Annotated in this window: 19 protein-coding genes; 11 read left to right on the forward strand and 8 right to left on the reverse strand. The window is 62.3% G+C overall.

The window, feature by feature from the left end; genetic code table 11:
• Position 1 precedes the first annotated feature (1 nt).
• Together V3587_RS26370 and V3587_RS26375 are read right to left on the reverse strand one after the other, a co-directional pair.
• Positions 2-838 carry a sulfurtransferase gene (locus tag V3587_RS26370; protein WP_042447884.1) on the reverse strand — a complete coding sequence of 279 codons (837 nt, stop codon included), beginning with the start codon at positions 836-838 and terminating at the stop codon, positions 2-4.
• A gap of 22 nt (positions 839-860) precedes the next feature.
• Entirely contained in the window at positions 861-1,484 is a 624-nt protein-coding gene (locus V3587_RS26375) for a LysE family translocator (RefSeq protein WP_003941342.1), read from the reverse strand.
• A gap of 102 nt (positions 1,485-1,586) precedes the next feature.
• On the opposite strand from V3587_RS26375, the gene V3587_RS26380 reads away from it, so the two are divergent.
• The 3 genes from V3587_RS26380 to V3587_RS26390 are packed head-to-tail and all read left to right on the forward strand — an operon-like array spanning position 1,587 to position 3,781.
• Entirely contained in the window at positions 1,587-2,060 is a 474-nt protein-coding gene (locus tag V3587_RS26380) for an Lrp/AsnC family transcriptional regulator (RefSeq protein WP_003941284.1), read from the forward strand.
• 36 nt (positions 2,061-2,096) lie between these two features.
• Positions 2,097-3,335: a benzoate/H(+) symporter BenE family transporter gene (locus V3587_RS26385; protein ID WP_064112973.1), complete on the forward strand. Its 1,239-nt coding sequence runs from the start codon at positions 2,097-2,099 to the stop codon at positions 3,333-3,335.
• Positions 3,332-3,781 carry an acyl-CoA thioesterase gene (locus tag V3587_RS26390; protein WP_283377513.1) on the forward strand — a complete coding sequence of 150 codons (450 nt, stop codon included), beginning with the start codon at positions 3,332-3,334 and terminating at the stop codon, positions 3,779-3,781. Before V3587_RS26385 ends, V3587_RS26390 begins: the two co-directional genes overlap by 4 nt.
• On the opposite strand, the gene V3587_RS26395 is transcribed toward V3587_RS26390, so the two are convergent.
• Positions 3,778-4,806: a phosphotransferase family protein gene (locus V3587_RS26395; RefSeq protein WP_047270248.1), complete on the reverse strand. Its 1,029-nt coding sequence runs from the start codon at positions 4,804-4,806 to the stop codon at positions 3,778-3,780. The genes V3587_RS26390 and V3587_RS26395 overlap by 4 nt on opposite strands.
• A gap of 221 nt (positions 4,807-5,027) precedes the next feature.
• Here V3587_RS26395 and pdhA point away from each other — a divergent pair, with 221 nt between their 5' ends.
• Genes pdhA through V3587_RS26420 form a run of 5 tightly spaced genes read left to right on the forward strand, consistent with a single transcriptional unit; the run spans position 5,028 to position 10,194 of the window.
• On the forward strand, positions 5,028-6,116 hold the full coding sequence (gene pdhA, locus V3587_RS26400) for a pyruvate dehydrogenase (acetyl-transferring) E1 component subunit alpha (RefSeq protein ID WP_047270247.1): 1,089 nt from the start codon (positions 5,028-5,030) through the stop codon (positions 6,114-6,116).
• Positions 6,113-7,090, forward strand: a complete 978-nt coding sequence (locus tag V3587_RS26405; protein WP_007726108.1) for an alpha-ketoacid dehydrogenase subunit beta — start codon at positions 6,113-6,115, stop codon at positions 7,088-7,090. The genes pdhA and V3587_RS26405 overlap by 4 nt, the downstream gene beginning before the upstream one ends.
• The gene (locus V3587_RS26410) at positions 7,087-8,295 is read left to right on the forward strand and encodes a dihydrolipoamide acetyltransferase family protein (RefSeq protein ID WP_283377514.1); all 1,209 of its coding nucleotides are present in this window, start codon (positions 7,087-7,089) and stop codon (positions 8,293-8,295) included. The genes V3587_RS26405 and V3587_RS26410 overlap by 4 nt, the downstream gene beginning before the upstream one ends.
• Positions 8,296-8,305: 10 nt before the next feature.
• On the forward strand, positions 8,306-9,511 hold the full coding sequence (locus V3587_RS26415) for an MFS transporter (protein ID WP_042447902.1): 1,206 nt from the start codon (positions 8,306-8,308) through the stop codon (positions 9,509-9,511).
• Between the two features lie 29 nt (positions 9,512-9,540).
• Complete coding sequence (locus V3587_RS26420; RefSeq protein WP_007726101.1) at positions 9,541-10,194, forward strand: hypothetical protein; 654 nt, start codon at positions 9,541-9,543, stop codon at positions 10,192-10,194.
• Positions 10,195-10,588: 394 nt separating this feature from the next.
• On the opposite strand, the gene V3587_RS26425 is transcribed toward V3587_RS26420, so the two are convergent.
• The 4 genes from V3587_RS26425 to V3587_RS26440 all read right to left on the reverse strand — a co-directional run bounded on the left by V3587_RS26425 (position 10,589) and on the right by V3587_RS26440 (position 15,517).
• Positions 10,589-12,019: an NAD(P)(+) transhydrogenase (Re/Si-specific) subunit beta gene (locus V3587_RS26425; RefSeq protein WP_064444065.1), complete on the reverse strand. Its 1,431-nt coding sequence runs from the start codon at positions 12,017-12,019 to the stop codon at positions 10,589-10,591.
• Entirely contained in the window at positions 12,019-12,342 is a 324-nt protein-coding gene (locus V3587_RS26430; protein WP_003941319.1) for an NAD(P) transhydrogenase subunit alpha, read from the reverse strand. Before V3587_RS26430 ends, V3587_RS26425 begins: the two co-directional genes overlap by 1 nt.
• The gene (locus V3587_RS26435) at positions 12,342-13,451 is read right to left on the reverse strand and encodes a Re/Si-specific NAD(P)(+) transhydrogenase subunit alpha (RefSeq protein ID WP_003941381.1); all 1,110 of its coding nucleotides are present in this window, start codon (positions 13,449-13,451) and stop codon (positions 12,342-12,344) included. Before V3587_RS26435 ends, V3587_RS26430 begins: the two co-directional genes overlap by 1 nt.
• Positions 13,452-13,978: 527 nt before the next feature.
• Complete coding sequence (locus V3587_RS26440) at positions 13,979-15,517, reverse strand: AMP-binding protein (protein WP_003941397.1); 1,539 nt, start codon at positions 15,515-15,517, stop codon at positions 13,979-13,981.
• Between the two features lie 191 nt (positions 15,518-15,708).
• On the opposite strand from V3587_RS26440, the gene V3587_RS26445 reads away from it, so the two are divergent.
• Positions 15,709-16,527 carry a maleylpyruvate isomerase family mycothiol-dependent enzyme gene (locus tag V3587_RS26445; protein WP_003941328.1) on the forward strand — a complete coding sequence of 273 codons (819 nt, stop codon included), beginning with the start codon at positions 15,709-15,711 and terminating at the stop codon, positions 16,525-16,527.
• A gap of 34 nt (positions 16,528-16,561) precedes the next feature.
• On the forward strand, positions 16,562-17,185 hold the full coding sequence (locus V3587_RS26450) for a Type 1 glutamine amidotransferase-like domain-containing protein (protein ID WP_042447910.1): 624 nt from the start codon (positions 16,562-16,564) through the stop codon (positions 17,183-17,185).
• Positions 17,186-17,242: 57 nt separating this feature from the next.
• On the opposite strand, the gene V3587_RS26455 is transcribed toward V3587_RS26450, so the two are convergent.
• The gene (locus V3587_RS26455) at positions 17,243-17,569 is read right to left on the reverse strand and encodes a hypothetical protein (protein WP_003941297.1); all 327 of its coding nucleotides are present in this window, start codon (positions 17,567-17,569) and stop codon (positions 17,243-17,245) included.
• A gap of 574 nt (positions 17,570-18,143) precedes the next feature.
• Here V3587_RS26455 and V3587_RS26460 point away from each other — a divergent pair.
• Positions 18,144-18,413 carry a GNAT family N-acetyltransferase gene (locus V3587_RS26460; RefSeq protein WP_283377515.1) on the forward strand — a complete coding sequence of 90 codons (270 nt, stop codon included), beginning with the start codon at positions 18,144-18,146 and terminating at the stop codon, positions 18,411-18,413.
• Positions 18,414-18,489: the final 76 nt, after the last annotated feature.

An 18,489-nucleotide genomic window follows, 5' to 3' on the forward strand; every position in this document is an offset into this window, starting at 1 on the left:
CTCAGGCTCCGGTGTCGACGGCGCGAGTGCTGTCGTTGGACCACTGTGACCACGAGCCCGGGAACAGCGTCGCGTCGTAACCGGCGATCGCGAGTGCCGCAATCTCATGCGCTGCAGTTACTCCGGATCCGCAGTACACCGCGACACTGTCTCCGGCGCCCAGTCCGGCGAACCGCTCACGCAGGCGGGTCGCATCCAGGAACCGCCCGTCGCCGGTGATGTTCTCCGCGGTCGGCGCGCTCACCGCACCGGGGATGTGCCCTGCGACGGGATCCATCGGCTCGACCTCGCCGCGGTACCGCTCCCCGGCTCGGGCGTCGAGAAGCACACCGCCCGCACGCGTCCAGTCGCCGACGCCGTCGATGTCGACCGTCGGCATGTTGCCGCCGGTGAAAGTCACGCTGCCCGGAGTGACCGACTCACCGATACCGGCCGCCAACGGCAGTCCCGCGGACTCCCAGGCCTGTAGCCCGCCGTCGAGCAGTCGGACATCCGAGAGCCCGGCCCACCGCAGCAGCCACCAACCACGGGCAGCGGCCGTGTTGCCGGTGGCGTCGTAGAGCACCACCGAATCACCGTCGTCGATTCCCCAACGACGCGCAGCGGCCTGCAGGTCTTCGAGACTCGGCAGCGGATGCCTCCCCTCGTCCGGCGACGGCGGCGAGGCAAGTTCCTCGTCGAGGTTCACGAATACCGCACCGGGAATATGGCCATCGCGAAAATGCTGCTCGCCGTTCGAATCACCCAGCGCCCATCGGACATCGAGCAATCGCGGCGCAGCGCCGGCCTCGATGAGAGCGGACAGTTCTTCGACGTCGATCAGCACGGGAAGTGTCATGAGCCCATCCTGACACGACCACTCATGCAACCCCGAAGAAGGCACCGAGACCCACCAACAACACTCCCGTCACCACGTCGATTCGCTTGCCGACGCCAGGGCGACGCAGCTTCTTGCCGGCTCCGGCTGCCAACACCACCACGATCGCCCACCACAGCGCCGCGGCGACCACCGTCGCGCCCGCCAACATCAACGTGCGCAGCCCTGCGCCTTCACCCGGCTCGATGAATTGCGGGAGTAGCCCGAGAAAGAACAACAGCGCCTTCGGGTTCAGCAGGTTCGAGAGGAAGCCGTAGCGAAATGCCGTGGTGACCGCGATCGGTTCTTTCGCTGCCGGAATTCCCTCGTCCGAGGCTCGGGCCTTGAAAGCACTTCGAATCGCGGAGATGCCGAGCCAGGTCAGATATGCCGCCCCGGCGTAGGTGAGCGCGGAGAGCAACTGCGGCCGTGTCGCCACAAGTGCGGAGAGACCAAGTGACGCGGCAGCGGTGTGAACGAAGAGCCCGGAAATCACACCGGCGGCCACCACCGCGCCGGTCCGACGATCTGCCAGAGAATGACGCAGGATCAGGACAAAATCCGGTCCCGGCGTGAACAGGACGATGGATAGCAGGGAGCCGAAAGCGAGCCATTGACCGACACTCATCCGAAATACCTCACACCCGAGCTGATTCGAGACACATGTTCATGCCAGGAGTGTGCAACTGGATCCGGGAAGTTCAAAACGACTCCGGATATAGTTCGGCAGATGACGAAGAATGAGCCTCTGGATCCGGTGGACTGGAAGATTTTGGCCGAATTGCAGAACGACGCGTCGATCACCAACAAGGTGTTGGCCGATCGAGTCGGCTTGGCGACGTCCTCGTGCCACGAGCGCGTACGACGCCTACGCGCCAACGGCACGATCAGCGGCATCCATGCGGTTGTCGATCCGGCAGCCGTTGGCCGGTCGATGCAGGCGATCATCGCCGTTCAATTGCGACCACACCGCCGCGACCTCGTCGACCGGTTCACCGCCGACGCGCTAGCGCTGCCGGAAACGCTTGCGCTCTTCAACGTCTCGGGGCCCGAGGACTTCTTCCTCCACGTCGCGGTCCGTGACAGCGCTCATCTACAACGGGTATTGATCGACCACCTCGCCGCACATCCCGAGGTCTGGCACGCCCAAACGCACCTCATCTACGGCAAAGCGGTCACCTCACCCATCCGACCGGACAGGTAAATCGGGCCTCGAGCGGGTCGGGCAGAATCACTGACCATGTCGGACTCCACAGATACCACCGAACCGGAAGCCGTTCGCAGCAACTCGCAACCGATGAGCGCAGGCATCGTCACGGCCCTCGTCGGCTTCACCAGTTCGTTCGCGGTGGTCCTCACCGGCCTCGCCGCTGTCGGCGCGGACGCGACCGAGGCGGCGTCCGGACTGCTGGTTCTGTGTGTGACCCAAGCGTTGGGAATGCTCTGGCTCTCACGCCGGTATCGGATGCCGATCACCCTGGCCTGGTCGACGCCCGGTGCCGCTCTGCTCGCCGGCGCGGGAGCCGTCGAGGGTGGGTGGCCGGCGGCGGTCGGAGCATTCATCGTCGTCGGAATCGCGATTGTTCTGACCGGACTGTGGCCGACGCTCGGAAGGATCATCTCGGCAATCCCGACGCCCCTCGCGCAGGCGATGCTCGCCGGGGTTCTGATGCCGTTGTGCCTGGCGCCGATCATCGCCGTCCGGGACGCCCCCGCAGCGGTCGCGCCCGTCATCCTGGTTTGGCTTGCCGCGCAGCGCTTCTCCAAGCGATGGGCGGTTCCGCTCGCGTTTCTCACAGCAGCGGTCGTGATCGGGATCAGCCTCGTCACGTCGGATCGAGTGCTCGACGCCGGCGCCATGATTCCCCGCATTGATCTCACCGCGCCGTCGTGGACCTGGCAGGCAATGATCGGCATTGCGATTCCCCTCTACATCGTCACGATGGCTTCGCAGAACATTCCCGGTGTGGCCGTGATGAATTCGTTCGGATACACCGTTCCCTGGCGACCGTCGATGATCGTGACGGGTATCGGCACCATCGTCGGCGCACCGGCCGGTGGCCATGCGATCAACCTCGCGGCGATCAGCGCAGCCCTGGCCGCCGCCCCCACCGCACATCCGGATCCCAAACGTCGATGGATCGCTGCCTTCACCGCAGGCTGGGCGTATCTCGTTCTCGCTGCCGGCGCGGCCGCGGTGGCCGCTCTGGTAGCCGCCGCACCGGCCGGAGTCGTGGAAACTGTTGCCGGACTGGCGCTCCTGGCAACGCTTGCCGGCGCCCTCACGTCGGCGCTGAGCGAGGCGAGTGAACGTGAAGGCGCCGTGGTCACGTTTCTGATCGCCGCATCCGGGGTCAGTATCCTGGGAATCGGATCGGCATTCTGGGCACTGTTGGTGGGGCTGATCGTGCGTGCAGTCCTACAGGGCACCACCCTGCCCCCACTCTCGCGAAAGTCCTCACTACAGTCGAAGCCGTGAGCACAGCGCAGACGCCCCCGTCGATCAGCGAGTTTCCCGTTCTCTGGCCCGTCCCGACGCGGTGGGACGACAACGATCACTACGGCCACGTCAACAACGTGACCTACTACTCGTACTTCGACACCGCGGTCAACGCCTGGCTGATGTCTTCCACTGGAACCGACATCCGCACCCTGCCTGCCATCGGCGTCGTCGCCCAGACGTCGTGCCGGTACCTGAGCGAACTGTCGTTCCCCGAGCAGTTGCAGGTGGGTATCTCCGTCGAGAAGCTGGGCACCAAGAGCATCGTCTACGCCCTGGCGATATTCCACGAGGTCGACGGTGGCAATTGGGAACCCGCTGCCACCGGCCGCTTTGTCCACGTCTACGTCGACGCCGACACCCGTAAGCCGGTGGAGATCCCGGCGGCCATCAGATCTGCAGCCGGGACCTTGACCGAAAACTAGCTCAGACCGAGCTGATCTGCCGTCAAGACGGCGCGTGCAACGATTCCGTCGATCAGCGCGACCGTCGGGCCGCCGTGCTCGGCCTTGTTGCGCGGATCGTCGAGGATACGTCGCAGCACGCCCTCCGCGATGATCGAGAGCTTCCACAGAGCGAGTACGTGCCAGTATCCGACCGCTGACACGTCGCGGCCAGTCGCCTCGACGTAGGCAGCGACCAGCTCGTCACGGTTCGGGAAGCCTTCCAGCGTGGACGCCATGAACGGACCGGCAACCTTGTCACCGGCTTCCGGCCAGTACGCGAGTAGCGCACCGAGGTCCGCGAGCGGCTCCCCCAACGTGCACAGCTCCCAGTCGACGACGGCAACGATGCGCCCCTCGGCCGGATCGGTGATGACGTTGTTGAGGTGGAAGTCGCCGTGAACCAACGTCACTTCGTTCTGTTCCGGAATGTTTCGGTGCAGAATCTCGGCCAATCGGTCGACATCCGGAACATCGCGGGTCTTCGACTTCTCCCACTGCGCCGACCACCGCTTGAGCTGACGCTCGGCAAAGGGCTTGCGGCTGGCCAGGTCGTCCAGCCCGGTCTCTTCCAGGTCAACTCCGTGGATGCTGGCGAGGGTTTTGGGCATCGCCAAGCCGACCGCGCGACGCTCGTCCTCGGTCAACTTCTGAGCAACCGGAACGCCGTCGATCACAACGCCGTCGATGTAGCTCATGAGGACCAGCGGAGCGTCCGTGATCTCCGGATCTTCCGTGATGCCGAGGATCTTCGGAACCGGCACTTTGGTTCCCTGGAGCGAGGACAGGATGCGGTGCTCGCGAACGACGTCGTGCGCGGACGCCAACAACGTGCCGAGTGGAGGTCTGCGCAGTACCCACCGTCCTCCGCCCGCATCCGTCACGGAGTAGGTCAGGTTCGATTGCCCGTTACCGATCCTCTCGAAAGTCAGTGGTGTCGTGGCGCCGACCCCCAGTCCGGCGATCCACGCGGAAACAGCTTCTTCGTTCAAACCGACTGCAGTCACCGCACCGATGCTAGCGGTTGAAGTCCGATCGGTTGGCCGTACCGACACGTTTGTTACTCGCCAGTTCGCAGTTCAGGTCTTGATACGGCAGTGAAAATACTTGCGGATTTCCCAATCAGGGGGATCCTGATGGTAGAGCGACAACTGCATACGACACATCGGGATTGTGCGGCGTACTCACGAGGCGCGCCGGGAATGAGCAGAAACCGAGGTGAGCGAAGATGATCGACAACCTCGATTATCCGGTCCAACTCATCCAACCGAACGGCGCACGGGTGTGCCGTCCCGAATTCGACCGCCTGATAACAGACATCGGGCCTGACGAACTGCTGTCGTTGTATCGCGATCTCGTCGTGAGTCGCCGCATCGACACCGAAGCTGTTGCCCTGCAGCGTCAAGGCGAAATCGGTTTGTGGGCTCCGATGCTAGGCCAAGAAGCCGCCCAGGTCGGTTCCGCGAGAGCGCTCGCCCCAGACGACTTCGCGTTCACCAGCTACCGCGAACATGCCGTCGCGTACTGCCGGGGTGTTCCCCCCGAATTGCTGACCACCATGTGGCGAGGAATCTCCCATTCCGGTTGGGATCCAGAACAATTCAACGTCACCAATCCGGCGATCGTCGTCGGCTCCCAAGGGCTGCACGCCACCGGATACGCACTCGGCGCACACCTGGACGGCGCCGAGATCGCAACGATCGCGTACTTCGGCGACGGCGCCACAAGTCAGGGTGACATCGCCGAGGCGATGGGATTTGCCGCCAGTTTCCGTGTCGGCGTTGTCTTCTTCTGCCAGAACAACCAGTGGGCAATCAGTGAACCGGTATCCCTGCAGTCCCGTACACCCATCTCGCATCGGGCGATCGGTTACGGTATTCCGGCGATCCGCGTCGACGGTAACGACGTCCTTGCCGTGCTCGCCGTGACGCGCTCGGCGCTCTATCGCGCACGCGAAGGCAGCGGCCCGACGTTCATCGAGGCGATCACCTGCCGGATGGGCCCGCACACGACCTCCGACGATCCGAGCAGGTACCGCACCGATACGGATATGTCGGAGTGGAAAAGCCGCGATCCGCTCGAGCGAATGCGTCTGCTCCTCGGCCGTCGCGATCTTCTCGGAGAAAACGAACTCAGCACCATCGCGGCAGCCGCCGACGACGTCGCCGCTGGACTGCGACGCGCAACCATCGCGCTCGCCGATCCGCCCCCGTCAGCGCTCTTCGATCACGTCTACGCCGAGGCACACCCACTGGTCGACGCTGAACGCGAAGAGCATCGCGCGTATCTGGGCAGCCTGGAAGGGGCTTCGTCATGACCGTCATGAATCTGGTGACCGCGCTCAACACCGGCCTTCGACGCGCACTCGAAGACGATCGTCGCGTTGTCATCATGGGCGAGGACGTCGGCCGTCTCGGCGGCGTATTCCGGGTTACCGACGCCCTGCAGAAGGACTTCGGCGACACTCGGGTGATCGACATGCCCCTCGCCGAATCAGGGATCGTGGGAACAGCTTTCGGGCTTGCCTTGCGCGGATATCGGCCTGTCTGCGAAATTCAATTCGACGGGTTTGTCTACCCGGCTTTCGATCAGATCGTCTCGCAGGTGGCCAAGATCCAGTACCGCACCCGAGGCGCTGCCTCTGCGCCACTGACGATTCGGATTCCCAGTGGCGGCGGAATCGGTGCGGTGGAACATCATTCGGAGTCGCCCGAAGCGTACTTCGCTCACACCGCGGGACTGCGGGTGGTGTACCCGAGCAATCCGATCGACGGTTTTCACATGATCCGCCAATCCATTGCGGCCGACGACCCGGTGATATTCCTCGAACCCAAACGGCGCTACTGGGATACCGCCGACGTGAATACCGATGCCGCGCCCGAGCTTCCGCTCCACCGTGCTCGCGTCGCCCGCTCGGGGAACGACGCGACAGTGGTTGCGTACGGATCCATGGTCGCCACCGCGCTCGACGCCGCGAGGATTGCCGAAGAAGAAGGCCACGATCTGGAGGTCGTGGATCTGCGTTCACTCTCGCCCATCGACTTCGACACGATCGAGGCTTCGGTGAACAAGACAGGCCGGCTTGTCGTCGTCCATGAGGCGCAGAAGTTTCTCGGCGTCGGCGCCGAAATCGCAGCACACGTCGCGGAACACTGCTTCTATCAGCTGGAGTCACCGATCCTGCGGGTCACCGGATTCGACATCCCCTACCCGCCCGCCAAGCTCGAGCGATTTCACCTTCCGGACGCCGACCGGATCCTCGCAGCACTCGACCGGACGCTGGCAGCATGAGCACGGCGCACGAATTCCGGTTACCGGATCTCGGCGAGGGCCTGACGTCCGCCGATCTGGTCGAGTGGGCGGTCGGCGTCGGCGACACTGTGGCACTCAATCAAGTTCTCGCCCAGGTAGAGACAGCCAAAGCTCTTGTCGAACTGCCGTCGCCCTACGTCGGCGTTGTCAGGTCACTCCTCGTCGAAGCTGGCTCTACCGTCCCGGTCGGCACTCCGATCATCCGCATCGAGGAGTCTTCAGATTCACCGTCTCCAAGTGATTCGCAGTCTCCGAGTGTGCTGGTCGGGTACGGACCCGCGGCCGAGAGACCGAGCCGACGACGGACCAGGATCACGCCATACTCGCAATCCGCGGCGAGTACCGAGCGACGGCCCGCAACCCCCGCGGCGCGGCGCGCGGCCCGCGAAGCCGGCATCGATCTGAGCGAAATCACCGGCAGCGGATTCGACGGTGCCGTCACCGCGGCTGACGTCGCAGACGCGCTTACCGTGCAGGCGCCTTCGGATAACGCGACACGCCTGGCCCCGTCCGGCATACGAAAACAGATGGCGTCGGCGATGGTTGCCAGCACCCGCGCTCCGCAGGCCAGCGTCTTCCTCACCGCTGATGTCACGCCTTCGATGGAACTGCTCGGCAGGCTCCGTTCCTCGGAGGCGTTCACCGGACTGTCCCTCACTCCGCTGACTCTCGCTGCCAAGGCAATGGTGGCCGCCATCGCCTCGCACCCGATGGTGAACGCGCATTGGGACGAGGCCCGCGGCGACGCCGTCATCGACGATCACGTGAATCTCGGCATCGCCGTCGCCTCCGAACGTGGACTGTCCGTGCCCAACATCAAGAGCGCCCAGACCCTGAGCCTGGTCCAACTCGCACGCGCGGTGACCGAACTGACCGTCGCTGCCCGTGAGGGAAAGACGGACGTCCTTCACCTGACCGGTGGCACCGTCACGATCACCAATGTCGGAGTCTTCGGCGTCGACGGCGGCATTCCGCTTCTCAATCCAGGAGAAGCCGTCATCCTCTGCCTGGGCTCGGTAAGCGAGCGTCCGTGGGTGATCGAGCGCAAGATCGAAGTGCGGAGCGTCGCGACACTGACGTTGGCGTTCGACCACCGGGTACTCGATGGTGAGCAGGCCGCGAGATTCCTCTCATTTGTCGCACAGATGCTCGCGGACCCGGACCTGTTGCTGTCTCACCTGTAAAAAGGAACGAGTGAGCGTCAACCCCACCGACCGAGCAGTCCCCACCTCCGCCCTGGTACGCGCCCGGGCCGGCATCTTCGGCATCTTCGGCATCAACGGATTTCTGCTCGCGATGTGGGTCGTCCACATTCCGTCCATCGAACACCGTGTGGGAATCAGTCACTCGACGCTCGGCTCACTTCTTCTCCTTCTTGCAGTCGGAGCCATTGCCGGCATGCAGTTGAGCGGTCCGCTCGCAGATCGATACGGCAGCAGACGCATGGTCGTCCTGGCGGGTAGCGGGCTGGCATTCGCCACTCTCGGCCCGGGGTTTGCCACGAACACCTGGCAACTGGGCGCTGCACTTGTCGTGTTCGGCTTTGCGAACGGCGCGTTGGACGTGTCGATGAACTCGCAGGCCGTCGAGGCCGAACAGTTGTACCGGCGCCCGATCATGGCGGCCTTTCACGGCATGTTCTCGGTCGGTGGCGTATTGGGCTCTGTCATCGGATTCGGCACTCTCGCACTGGATCTTCCGCCGTATGTCACGCTCAGCATCGCGTCGGCAATCGGCTTGCTGGCAGTCTGGTTGTGCTCGCGACCCCTTCTCCCTCACGTCGACGTGCATGCCGAAACCGCGTCGACTACCGGAAAGACACACGGCAGATTCTCGGCTCGCGTACTTGCCCTCGGAACCCTCGCCTTTGTTCTGATGCTGGCCGAGGGAGTGGCAAACGACTGGAGCGCGCTGCAGGTCAAGGAAGATCTCGGTGTTTCGAATGCCGTTGCCGCACTGTCGTTCGGCGCATTCTCCGCCATGATGACCGTCGGCCGGTTCACCGCGGATCGGATCAGCGCGGCGGTAGGCCCGGTGGCAGTGGTTCGCTACGGTGCGTTGCTTTCGTCCATCGGAATGCTGACCGTCGTGGTATCCGGCTGGCTACCACTGACGTTGCTCGGTTGGGCCCTGTTCGGCGCCGGCCTGTCGGGATGCATTCCGCAGATCTTCACCACGGCCGGAAATCTGGGCTCAGGTTCGGCCGGCACCAACATGTCTCGCGTCGTCGGCATGGGATACATCGGATTCCTCGCCGGTCCGGCAACCATCGGCTGGGTCACCAAGCTTGTGCCTCTCACCACAGCAATGTTGATCCCGTTTGCATGCGTCCTGGTCGCAGCGGGTTGTGCGGGTGTCGTTCGGCGCGATTCTCCGACCGCCTACAGACCTCACAGCTGATCCTCACGATCGGCACAGACTCAACAGGGATGCTGGTACTCGTGACCGTCTCGACCTCCACCCAGCACCCCGCTCCCTCCACAACCACTCGCTTCCTCGTCCTTGCCGCGATCGCCGTCGTAGCGCTGGGCGTCTTGTATTTCGTGCGACCCACCTCGCCCGGTTTGAGCGTCCCGGAACAGGTGCGCGCACTTGCCGAGTGGACGGTAGGCCGATTCGACGTCACCGCCGTACTCGCAGCCACTACCGCTCTGGCGGTCGTCTCGATGGTCCGCGGACTGCCATACGGCATCGGCGCGATCCTGCTCCTCGGAATGGGCGCCAATCTCACCAACGCGGCATTCGGTTCCTGGCTCCCCGATGTGCCCCAGGACCTACTGCCCAGCGGTCACGTCGCAGCGGCGACCGCGCTGTACTGCTCGGCGATCTTGATCTCCGCCCCGCAGTGGCGTCCGGTGGTCGCCGGACTCGGATTCGTCGGAGTTGCTGCGATCGGTGCCAGCGCGCTCGCCGCCGAGCTGAGCGGCCTTTTCGGAGTGATAGCTGGCATTCTGATCACCCTGGTATGGGCCTGTGCCGCAGCCATTTTGATGGCACGATCGCCCATCGCCGCGAAACGTGAAGAGCTGCGCCCAGATACGGCAGCCATCGCGTTCTCCCGGCACCGGAGCATCCGACTTTAGTCCTAAATCTTTGGGATTCAGAGATTTTCGCCGATAGCTCTCCCGCCACGGTTGGACATGACGTATGTTCTGAAATGTCCGAATCAAGTAGTTCCACAGCGAAGGAGTCTTTACCGTGAGCCTCGAAGATCTGAACCCGCTCGAACTGATCCAGAAGTTGATCGAACTACTTTCCGGCTTCTCTTCCGACCCCGAAACCCCCGAGGTTCCGTAAAACGTCGCCAGAGGCGCCTGTTCCGAGTTTCGTCTCGGACCAGGCGCCTTTGTCGTTTCAGCACAAGAAGTCGTTTCAGCACAAGAAGTCGTTGCAACACACGACATCTTTGCAACACACGGCCACGAAAAAAGGCGTCCACTCGCAGCTGCGAGTGGACGCCCCTTCCGAGTACCAGCGCTAGAGCGCCTTGAGCTCCTCGGTTACTTCGGAGACCGACTTCTTGGCGTCACCGAAGAGCATCGAAGTGCCCTCCGCGAAGAAGAGCGGGTTCTCGATACCGGCGAAACCGGAGTTCATCGAACGCTTGAGCACGATGACCGACTTCGACTGGTCGACGTTGAGGATCGGCATTCCGTGAATCGGTGAGCTCGGATCGTTGCGCGCCGCCGGGTTGGTGACGTCGTTCGCACCGATCACCAAGGTGACATCGGTACGAGAGAACTCGTCGTTGATGTCGTCCATTTCCTTCATCGCGTCGTACGAGACATCCGCCTCTGCGAGAAGAACGTTCATGTGACCAGGCATACGGCCGGCGACCGGGTGAATGGCGTACTTGACCTCGACACCCTTCGACTCGAGCAATTTCGCCATGTCCTTGACGGCATGCTGAGCCTGCGCGACGGCAAGTCCGTATCCGGGTACGACGATGACCTGGTTGGCGTAGGCCATCTGGATAGCCGCGTCGGCGGCCGAGGTCGCCTTTGCCGTGCGCACGACACCGTCGGAGGATGCGGCTTCACCGCCACCACCACCGAAGCCGCCGGCAACGATGGCCGGGATGGACCGGTTCATGGCCTTGGCCATGAGGTTGGTCAAGATGGTGCCCGAAGCACCCACGATCATGCCGGCGACGATCATCGCCTGGTTGTTGAGCGCCAAACCTGCAGCAGCAGCTGACAAACCGGTCAGAGCGTTGAGCAGCGAGATGACGACGGGCATGTCCGCGCCGCCGATGGGCAGCACGACCATCAGTCCGAGGATGCCCGAGAGCACGAGCACGCCGACGATCCACAGTGAGCTGGTCGGGCCTTCCGGTGAGATCGCCTTGATACCGATGATCACCGAGAACGCGACGGCGGCAATGAGCAGCAGAGCATTGAGCGGCTGCTGGAGCTTACCGATTCCGATCGGACGACCAGGCAGAGTTTCCTGCAGCTTCAGGAACGCGATCACGCTGCCCCAGAAGGAGATCGATCCGATCACCGCGGCAAAGAGCGACGCGATGACGATGTGTACCGTCGGCGACTCGCCGTGCTGGAATGCGGTGAAACCGTCCGAGTCCAGGAACTCCGCGTACGCGATCAACGCGACCGTGCCGCCGCCGACACCGTTGAACAGTGCCACCAACTGCGGCATGGCCGTCATCTTCGTCCGGAGCGCCGGCGGAATGCCGAGCACGACACCGATGACAAGGCCGGCAGCGATGAGGATCCAGTTCCCCATCTCCGCATCACGAATGGAGATCAGAGTTGCAACGACGGCGATGAGCATGCCGACCGCGGCGATCTGGTTACCGCGGACTGCGGTCTTCGGGCCGGTAAGACCCATGAGGCCGTAGATGAACATCGAGAACGCGACAATGTAGAGCGCATTGACCAGGTATTCCATTACTGGTCACCATCCTTCGACACAGACTTGGCGGCCGGCTTGGCCTTGAACATCGCCAACATGCGGTCCGTGACGACAAAACCACCGACAACGTTCACGGTTCCGAAGACGAGCGCTACGAACAAGATGATCTGCAGCCCGATCGAGGGATCGTGCACCTTGCCCAGGACGACCAACGCGCCCAGGACGACGATGCCGTGGATGGCGTTCGTACCGGACATCAACGGGGTGTGCAGAGTGTTCGGAACTTTGGAGATCACAGCGAAACCGACAAACCCGGACAACACCAGGATCGCGATGTTCGCCAGCAGTGATGTGTACATCAGGCGCCCTTCTCTTCACGGGTGACGCACGCACCGGCCAGAACCTCGTCGGAGAAATCAGGCGCCAAGGCACCTTCCACCAACATGAGTTCGATCAGCGCGGAAATGTTCTTCGAGTACAACTCGGACGCATGCTCCGGCATGGACGCCGGCAAATTCAACGGAGAGCAAATGGTCACGCCGTGCTTGACGACGGTTTGACCCGGCTCGGTCAGCTCGCAGTTACCACCGGTTTCACCCGCGAGGTCGACCACCACACTGCCCGGCTTCATGCCTTCGACCGCGGCAGCGGTCACCAGGCGCGGCGCGGGACGACCCGGAACCAGAGCAGTGGTGATCACAACGTCGAAGCCCTTGATCGCATCTTCGAGTGCCTGCTGCTGCTTCGCTCGCTCGTCGTCGGTCAACTCGCGGGCGTATCCACCCTCGCCCGCCGCATCGATTCCCAGGTCGAGCCACTGTGCACCCACCGAACGCACCTGGTCGGCGACCTCAGGACGCACGTCGTACCCGGTAGCGCGGCCACCGAGACGCTTGGCTGTCGCCAGCGCCTGCAGACCTGCCACACCCACTCCGAGGACCAGAACCGTCGCAGGCTTCACCGTGCCCGCAGCGGTGGTGAGCATCGGGAAGAACCGCGTCGACTCCGATGCTGCCAACAGAACAGCCTTGTACCCGGACACGTTCGCCTGCGAGGACAACGCGTCCATCACCTGCGCGCGGGAGATACGAGGAATCGCCTCCACGGCGTATCCCTCGATGCCGGCGGCCTTCAACTCGGCGATGCGGTTGTCCGCATTACGCGGATTCAGGAAACCGATGAGCTTCGCGCCGGTACTGATCCGGGCGATCTCTTCTGTCGACGGAGGCGCAACCTTGACCACCACGTCAGCAGTCCACGGATCGCCGATCTTCGCGCCGGCAGCGGTGTACAACTCGTCGGGAATCAACGCCCCGAGACCGGCCCCGGACTCGACGACCACGTCGACACCCTTGCCGATCAAAGCGGACACAATTTTCGGCACCAATGCGACCCGACGCTCACCATCACTCGATTCTCGAGGGACGCCGACCGACGGACGCACTTGTGCGCTCTTCGATGTTTCCATTTTCCATTACCTTCTGCGGTTGGTGGTTCGCCTGCTGCGACGAGCGGCAACCAGCATGTGATGAGCGGAAGATGACCCGCTTTTGGGTGAATGGTGACTGATAGTAGCCAGAGTTAACGCGGCGTAGGGAAACCGACGACGCACTTTCTCCATCTGAATCGAGTCCGAACAGTATGTTTGGACATACCTGAAGAAGCCTACTGTGAGGCCGATCACACCGGAATGGCGGACTATTCCACTATTTGAAACGGCCGAAAGACGTAAAGGCATCAGAATGACGCGCCGAATAATCACCGTCGAGCGAGTTTACGAACCGGCTTCCGAATGTAACGCCGTCCGACTCCGCGTAGACCGACTCCGGCCACGCGGCCTCAAACGCGAAAACCTGCAGTACGCCTCGCACCATCCTCGGATGCTCGACCCGTTGTTCTACTGACAGCAAGCAAGGACCTGCCGTACGGTCACGCGCAGGTCCTTGCCGACTATCTCGCAGAATTACTCTGATGTCCTAGCATTTCACTAGAGCATCAATTGCTCACATATTGAGACCGCAACTTGTGCTTGACGAGCTTTCCTGTAGCGGTCCGAGGCAATTCGTCGGCAAAGTCAATGCTTCTCGGAGCTTTGAAATGTGCGACCTGACTGCGAACGTATTCCAGCAATTCCTCGGCGACATGGGCACCGGGCTCGATTCCCTCCGCTAGTTGGACAACCGCCTTGACCTGCTCACCCATTTCCTCGTCGGGAACACCGATGACCGCCACGTCGAACACCTTCGGGTGCAAAGTAAGGATGTTCTCGGACTCCTGTGGGTAGATATTCACACCACCGGAGATAATCGTGAACGCGGCGCGGTCGGTCAGATAAAGGAAACGCTCGGAGTCGATATAGCCGATATCTCCACTCGTCGTCCACGTCGGATGATCCGGATGCTGCGCGGCAGCCGTTTTCTCGGGATCATTGTGGTACCGGAACGGCAAAGTCTCCCGCTCCCAGAACACGGTACCGATCTCGCCGACCGGAAGATCGCGCCCGGCGTCGTCACAGATGTGCACGATCCCCATCACTCCGTCACGCCCGACGGAACCCGGATGCGACAAGGCCTGCTCACTGTTGATGAAGGTAGCGCCCGAACCCTCGGTCGAGGCGTAGTATTCGTAGATCACCGGCCCCCACCAGTCGATCATTGCCGTCTTCACTTCGGGCGGGCAGGGAGCAGCAGCGTGAATGGCGACCTTCACCGTCGAGACGTCGTAACGATCACGGGTCTCCTTCGGAAGTTTCAACATTCGAACGAACATCGTCGGTACCCACTGACTGTGCGTCACAGCGTATTTACCGATCAACTCCAGCGCGGTTTCGGCTTCGAATGCATCCATCAAGATCACGGTTCCGCCGACCGAATTGATCACGCCGCAAAAACGCAGGGGCGCCGCGTGATAGACCGGAGCCGGGCACAAATAGACTGTGTCGGAATCGAACCCGTACATCGGTGCGAACACCGCGGTGTACGGATCCATGGTGGTGTTCACCTCACCCTCCGGGAGATCTCCTTTGATCCCCTTCGGCCTGCCGGTGGTTCCCGACGAATACAGCATGTCAGCCCCACGCGGCTGCGAGTCGAGTGGAGCAGTGGACTGCGCATCGACCGCTTCTTCGTAGTCGTCGAAGCCCTCGAGGGCGCCGCCGTACACCAATCGGTGCCGCACGCGTGGAATCAGCTTCTCGTCCAACGGAACTGCTGCGGACGCCTGCCCCGACGCCACCAGAATTGTCGCCTCGCAGTCGTCGACGATGTAGGCAGCCTCCGAAGCCGTGAGATGCCAGTTCACCGCGGTGATGTAGAGGCCGGATCTCAACGCTGCCCAGTACACCTCGAACGCCCGGAGATCGTTGTTCGAGATGAGAGCGACGTGGTCCCCAGGCTTGGCACCGACACTTCGGAAGTATCGCGCCAACTGCGTCGACCGTTCGTCGAGTTCCCGATAGGTGATGGACTCACCCGTCGCAGGGCGAATGACGGCGGGCTTGTCCGGCGTGGACTGGACAAAATTTCCTGGAAACACGAAGACTCCTCTGTCGGTGACGACAACGCCGCGTGAGCCTGCTTCGGCGTCGACAATCCTGGTCTACCACAGGAACTCTGCCACCCTCGGAGGTTTGGTGACACCGACTCGAAGCATGGGAATGCCCGCTCACTTATCCGCCGGGACATACAGTGAGGAGAACCGCACCGTCCGAAACAGGAGATGTCCACATGAGTGGTTGGCCCCAGGACTCAGTAGTCGACGCATTGACCGAGGAATGGCGAGTCATCGACGCACTGCTGGCCGAACTCGACGGCGATCAGTGGTTGGCACCGTCGAACCTTCCGGGGTGGACGGTTCACGACATCGTGTCCCATCTGATCGGTACGGAATCACTGCTCTCGGGCATCAATCCGCCGTCGATCAATCTGGACGTGCACGCATTGCCCCACGTCCACAACGAGATTGCGGCGTTCAACGAGCGCTGGGTCGAAGGCCTGCGGCGGACACCGCACTCGGACCTGCTGACCCGATATCGCGAGATCACCGCCGAACGAACCGAAGCGCTGCGCTCGATGACCAGCGCGGACTGGGACGCCGAGACACAAACACCGGTCGGTCTTGCGCCCTATGGCCGGTTCATGCGTATTCGGACCTTCGACTGTTGGATGCACGAACTCGACATCAGAGATGCAGTTGGCATTCCGGGTGAGGAAGGCGGATTGCGCGCGGAGACTGCATTCGGCGAAATCACCAGCGCGCTCGGATTCGTCGTCGGAAAACGAGGAAAGGCGCCAGAGGGAGCACGGATCACTTTCGAACTCGAAGGGCCACTTGCCCGTTCACTTCACGTCTCGGTCGACGCGCGAGCAACACTCGTCCCGGAGTTGGACGGTCCGGCGACCACGACCATCTCGATGAGCTCACCGCTCTTCACCCGAATTGCCGGTGGCCGCGTCCACGCGTCGGATCACCGAACCGACATCTCGCTTCGCGGTGACACCACGGTGGGCACACGCGTCGTCGACAATCTGGCGTTCACGATTTGAGGGCTGGGTGGGTAGGTCGCGAAGGTACTGAGAAGTGAAACTGTTTCTCTCGTCCTACCGATTCGGCGATCACCGCGAGGCTTTTGTCGATCTCGTAGGCCGCGGCGCTCGCATCGCGGTCATCGCCGCGGCTGCAGATTCGTGGCCCGCCAATGCCCGCAGTTCAGCAGTCACCAGCGAATTGACTCCGCTACGGGCAGCGGGCTTCACCGCAGAGGAAGTGGATGTCCGAGACTTCCTGGGTGCATCGGAAGCACTGGAACTCCGGCTCCGCGAATTCGACTGCCTGTGGGTTCGCGGCGGAAACACGTTCGTCCTGCGAGCTCAGCTAGCTCGAAGTGGCGCTGACAGGGTCATCGAGATGCTGGTTCGTTCAGGCGTCGTGGCCTATGCGGGATACAGCGCCGGAGCGTGCCTGGCGACTCCGACTCTGATCGGGCTGGACGCGTCGGACGACCCCGCTGAAGTCATGCCAACGTGCGGTATCGACCCGATCTGGTCCGGGCTCGCGCTGATCGACTTCGCGATAGTGCCGCACGGCGGCGATTCGCTACTCGAAGATCCACAGGTGACTGCGCGGACGGTTGCGGCCCTGACCACGGCGGGCGCGCAATTCACCGTGCTTACAGATCACGAGGTGATACTCGTCGACCGTTGATGTAACGCAGACGGTTGATCTTGACGCAGACTGAGCAGTCGACTCGGCCCGACCGGATCAGCCGTGCTCTGCCACCGCGGTTCCGGCTGCCGGCGACTGACGCTCGAGCCTCGTCCACGCGATCTCCCAGCGCTTGACAGAGACCTCGTCAGCGTCCTCGAGAAGGGCGTCGAGGAGCAGGCGTGGATTTTCGCGCCATGCCAGTTCAGCGGCATGGACTTCCGCAGCCGAGAACAACCCGGAAGCCTCGAGATCACGAATCCATTCGCAGATCTCGCCTCGGTGAATCCGTGCGATGGTCTCGTATCCCAGACCTTCGTCAAGGAAGTCGTACGAAAAAATTGCGGCAAAGTAACTGTTCGACTCACGCTGCCCGAAAATCATGTGCGTTCCTTCCTCGAAGTTGTCCGACGAAGACTCGAAATCGAACCGTTGAGCAGCGACGCCAAAGTTTTTTTGGCGAAGTTGTAACGCTTCTTCTATCCCCGACGATTCAAACGCTAACCCCCCGAGCGGGTCTTTGGGATCACGTCCGAGAAACGATCTGATGACCAACGCAATACCCCTGGGGTTTCCGGCCACTCGCACCCATCATCGACACGCAACCAGCGCGCCGCTGACCTGCAATTTGCCCGTTTCAGGCCCTCCACTTAATCCATCCGAACAGACGACAAAAAACTTTGTGACCGGTCCCACATATTGGGATAGTTACGATCGTGATGCATATGTATCACCCGTTGTGGGCACAAAAGTACGGGCAAATCGGCACGTACAGACCAGTTTTGTTCGTTCTCCATGGCGACGAAGGTCCCTTGAACGGTCGTCCAGTTGTAGTTGCGCTAAGTAACGGATCCCACGTCGGCAACCGATATTGCGGACGGCCTGCCAGGTAGCGTGCTCCAGAGAACGTAGACGCGGCGCGGCGCAACCGGCCGCCCTTTCGAAACGGAGCCCGAAGATGACCGAGACAGTGGCGCACAATCCCGCGGAAACGCGTTTCGAGATCCGAGTCGACGGCGAACTCGCCGGTTTCGCCGAGTACTCGGACCATTCCGGCGTCCGTGATTTCCACCACACGGTGACCTATCCGCAGTTTCGTGGGCGCGGGCTTGCCGACATCGTGGTGCGTGAAGCGCTCGATCAGACCCGGAACGAGGGATTGAAGATCCTTCCGACGTGCTCGTACGTCGAGAAGTTTGTTGCGGAGAACCCCGTCTACCAGGCATAACCGAACGAGAACGGCCGGCGAAAAACCAGTCGCGAACCTGCAGACCCCGCTGCTAGCGTCGATGGTGCCGTCGTCG

The sequence above is a fragment of the Rhodococcus sp. IEGM 1306 genome (assembly GCF_036541985.1).
GTDB classification, from domain to species: domain Bacteria; phylum Actinomycetota; class Actinomycetes; order Mycobacteriales; family Mycobacteriaceae; genus Rhodococcus_F; species Rhodococcus_F qingshengii.

What these genes read in the sequence shown, in the direction of transcription:
- V3587_RS26370 (WP_042447884.1), bottom strand. Translation starts at nt 838, where the DNA reads ATGACACTTCCCGTGCTGATCGACGTCGAAGAACTGTCCGCTCTCATC.
- V3587_RS26375 (WP_003941342.1), bottom strand. Translation starts at nt 1,484, where the DNA reads ATGAGTGTCGGTCAATGGCTCGCTTTCGGCTCCCTGCTATCCATCGTC.
- V3587_RS26380 (WP_003941284.1), top strand. Translation starts at nt 1,587, where the DNA reads ATGACGAAGAATGAGCCTCTGGATCCGGTGGACTGGAAGATTTTGGCC.
- V3587_RS26385 (WP_064112973.1), top strand. Translation starts at nt 2,097, where the DNA reads ATGTCGGACTCCACAGATACCACCGAACCGGAAGCCGTTCGCAGCAAC.
- pdhA (WP_047270247.1), top strand. Translation starts at nt 5,028, where the DNA reads ATGATCGACAACCTCGATTATCCGGTCCAACTCATCCAACCGAACGGC.
- V3587_RS26405 (WP_007726108.1), top strand. Translation starts at nt 6,113, where the DNA reads ATGACCGTCATGAATCTGGTGACCGCGCTCAACACCGGCCTTCGACGC.
- V3587_RS26410 (WP_283377514.1), top strand. Translation starts at nt 7,087, where the DNA reads ATGAGCACGGCGCACGAATTCCGGTTACCGGATCTCGGCGAGGGCCTG.
- V3587_RS26420 (WP_007726101.1), top strand. Translation starts at nt 9,541, where the DNA reads ATGCTGGTACTCGTGACCGTCTCGACCTCCACCCAGCACCCCGCTCCC.
- V3587_RS26425 (WP_064444065.1), bottom strand. Translation starts at nt 12,019, where the DNA reads ATGGAATACCTGGTCAATGCGCTCTACATTGTCGCGTTCTCGATGTTC.
- V3587_RS26430 (WP_003941319.1), bottom strand. Translation starts at nt 12,342, where the DNA reads ATGTACACATCACTGCTGGCGAACATCGCGATCCTGGTGTTGTCCGGG.
- V3587_RS26435 (WP_003941381.1), bottom strand. Translation starts at nt 13,451, where the DNA reads ATGGAAACATCGAAGAGCGCACAAGTGCGTCCGTCGGTCGGCGTCCCT.
- V3587_RS26445 (WP_003941328.1), top strand. Translation starts at nt 15,709, where the DNA reads ATGAGTGGTTGGCCCCAGGACTCAGTAGTCGACGCATTGACCGAGGAA.
- V3587_RS26455 (WP_003941297.1), bottom strand. Translation starts at nt 17,569, where the DNA reads ATGATTTTCGGGCAGCGTGAGTCGAACAGTTACTTTGCCGCAATTTTT.
- V3587_RS26460 (WP_283377515.1), top strand. Translation starts at nt 18,144, where the DNA reads ATGACCGAGACAGTGGCGCACAATCCCGCGGAAACGCGTTTCGAGATC.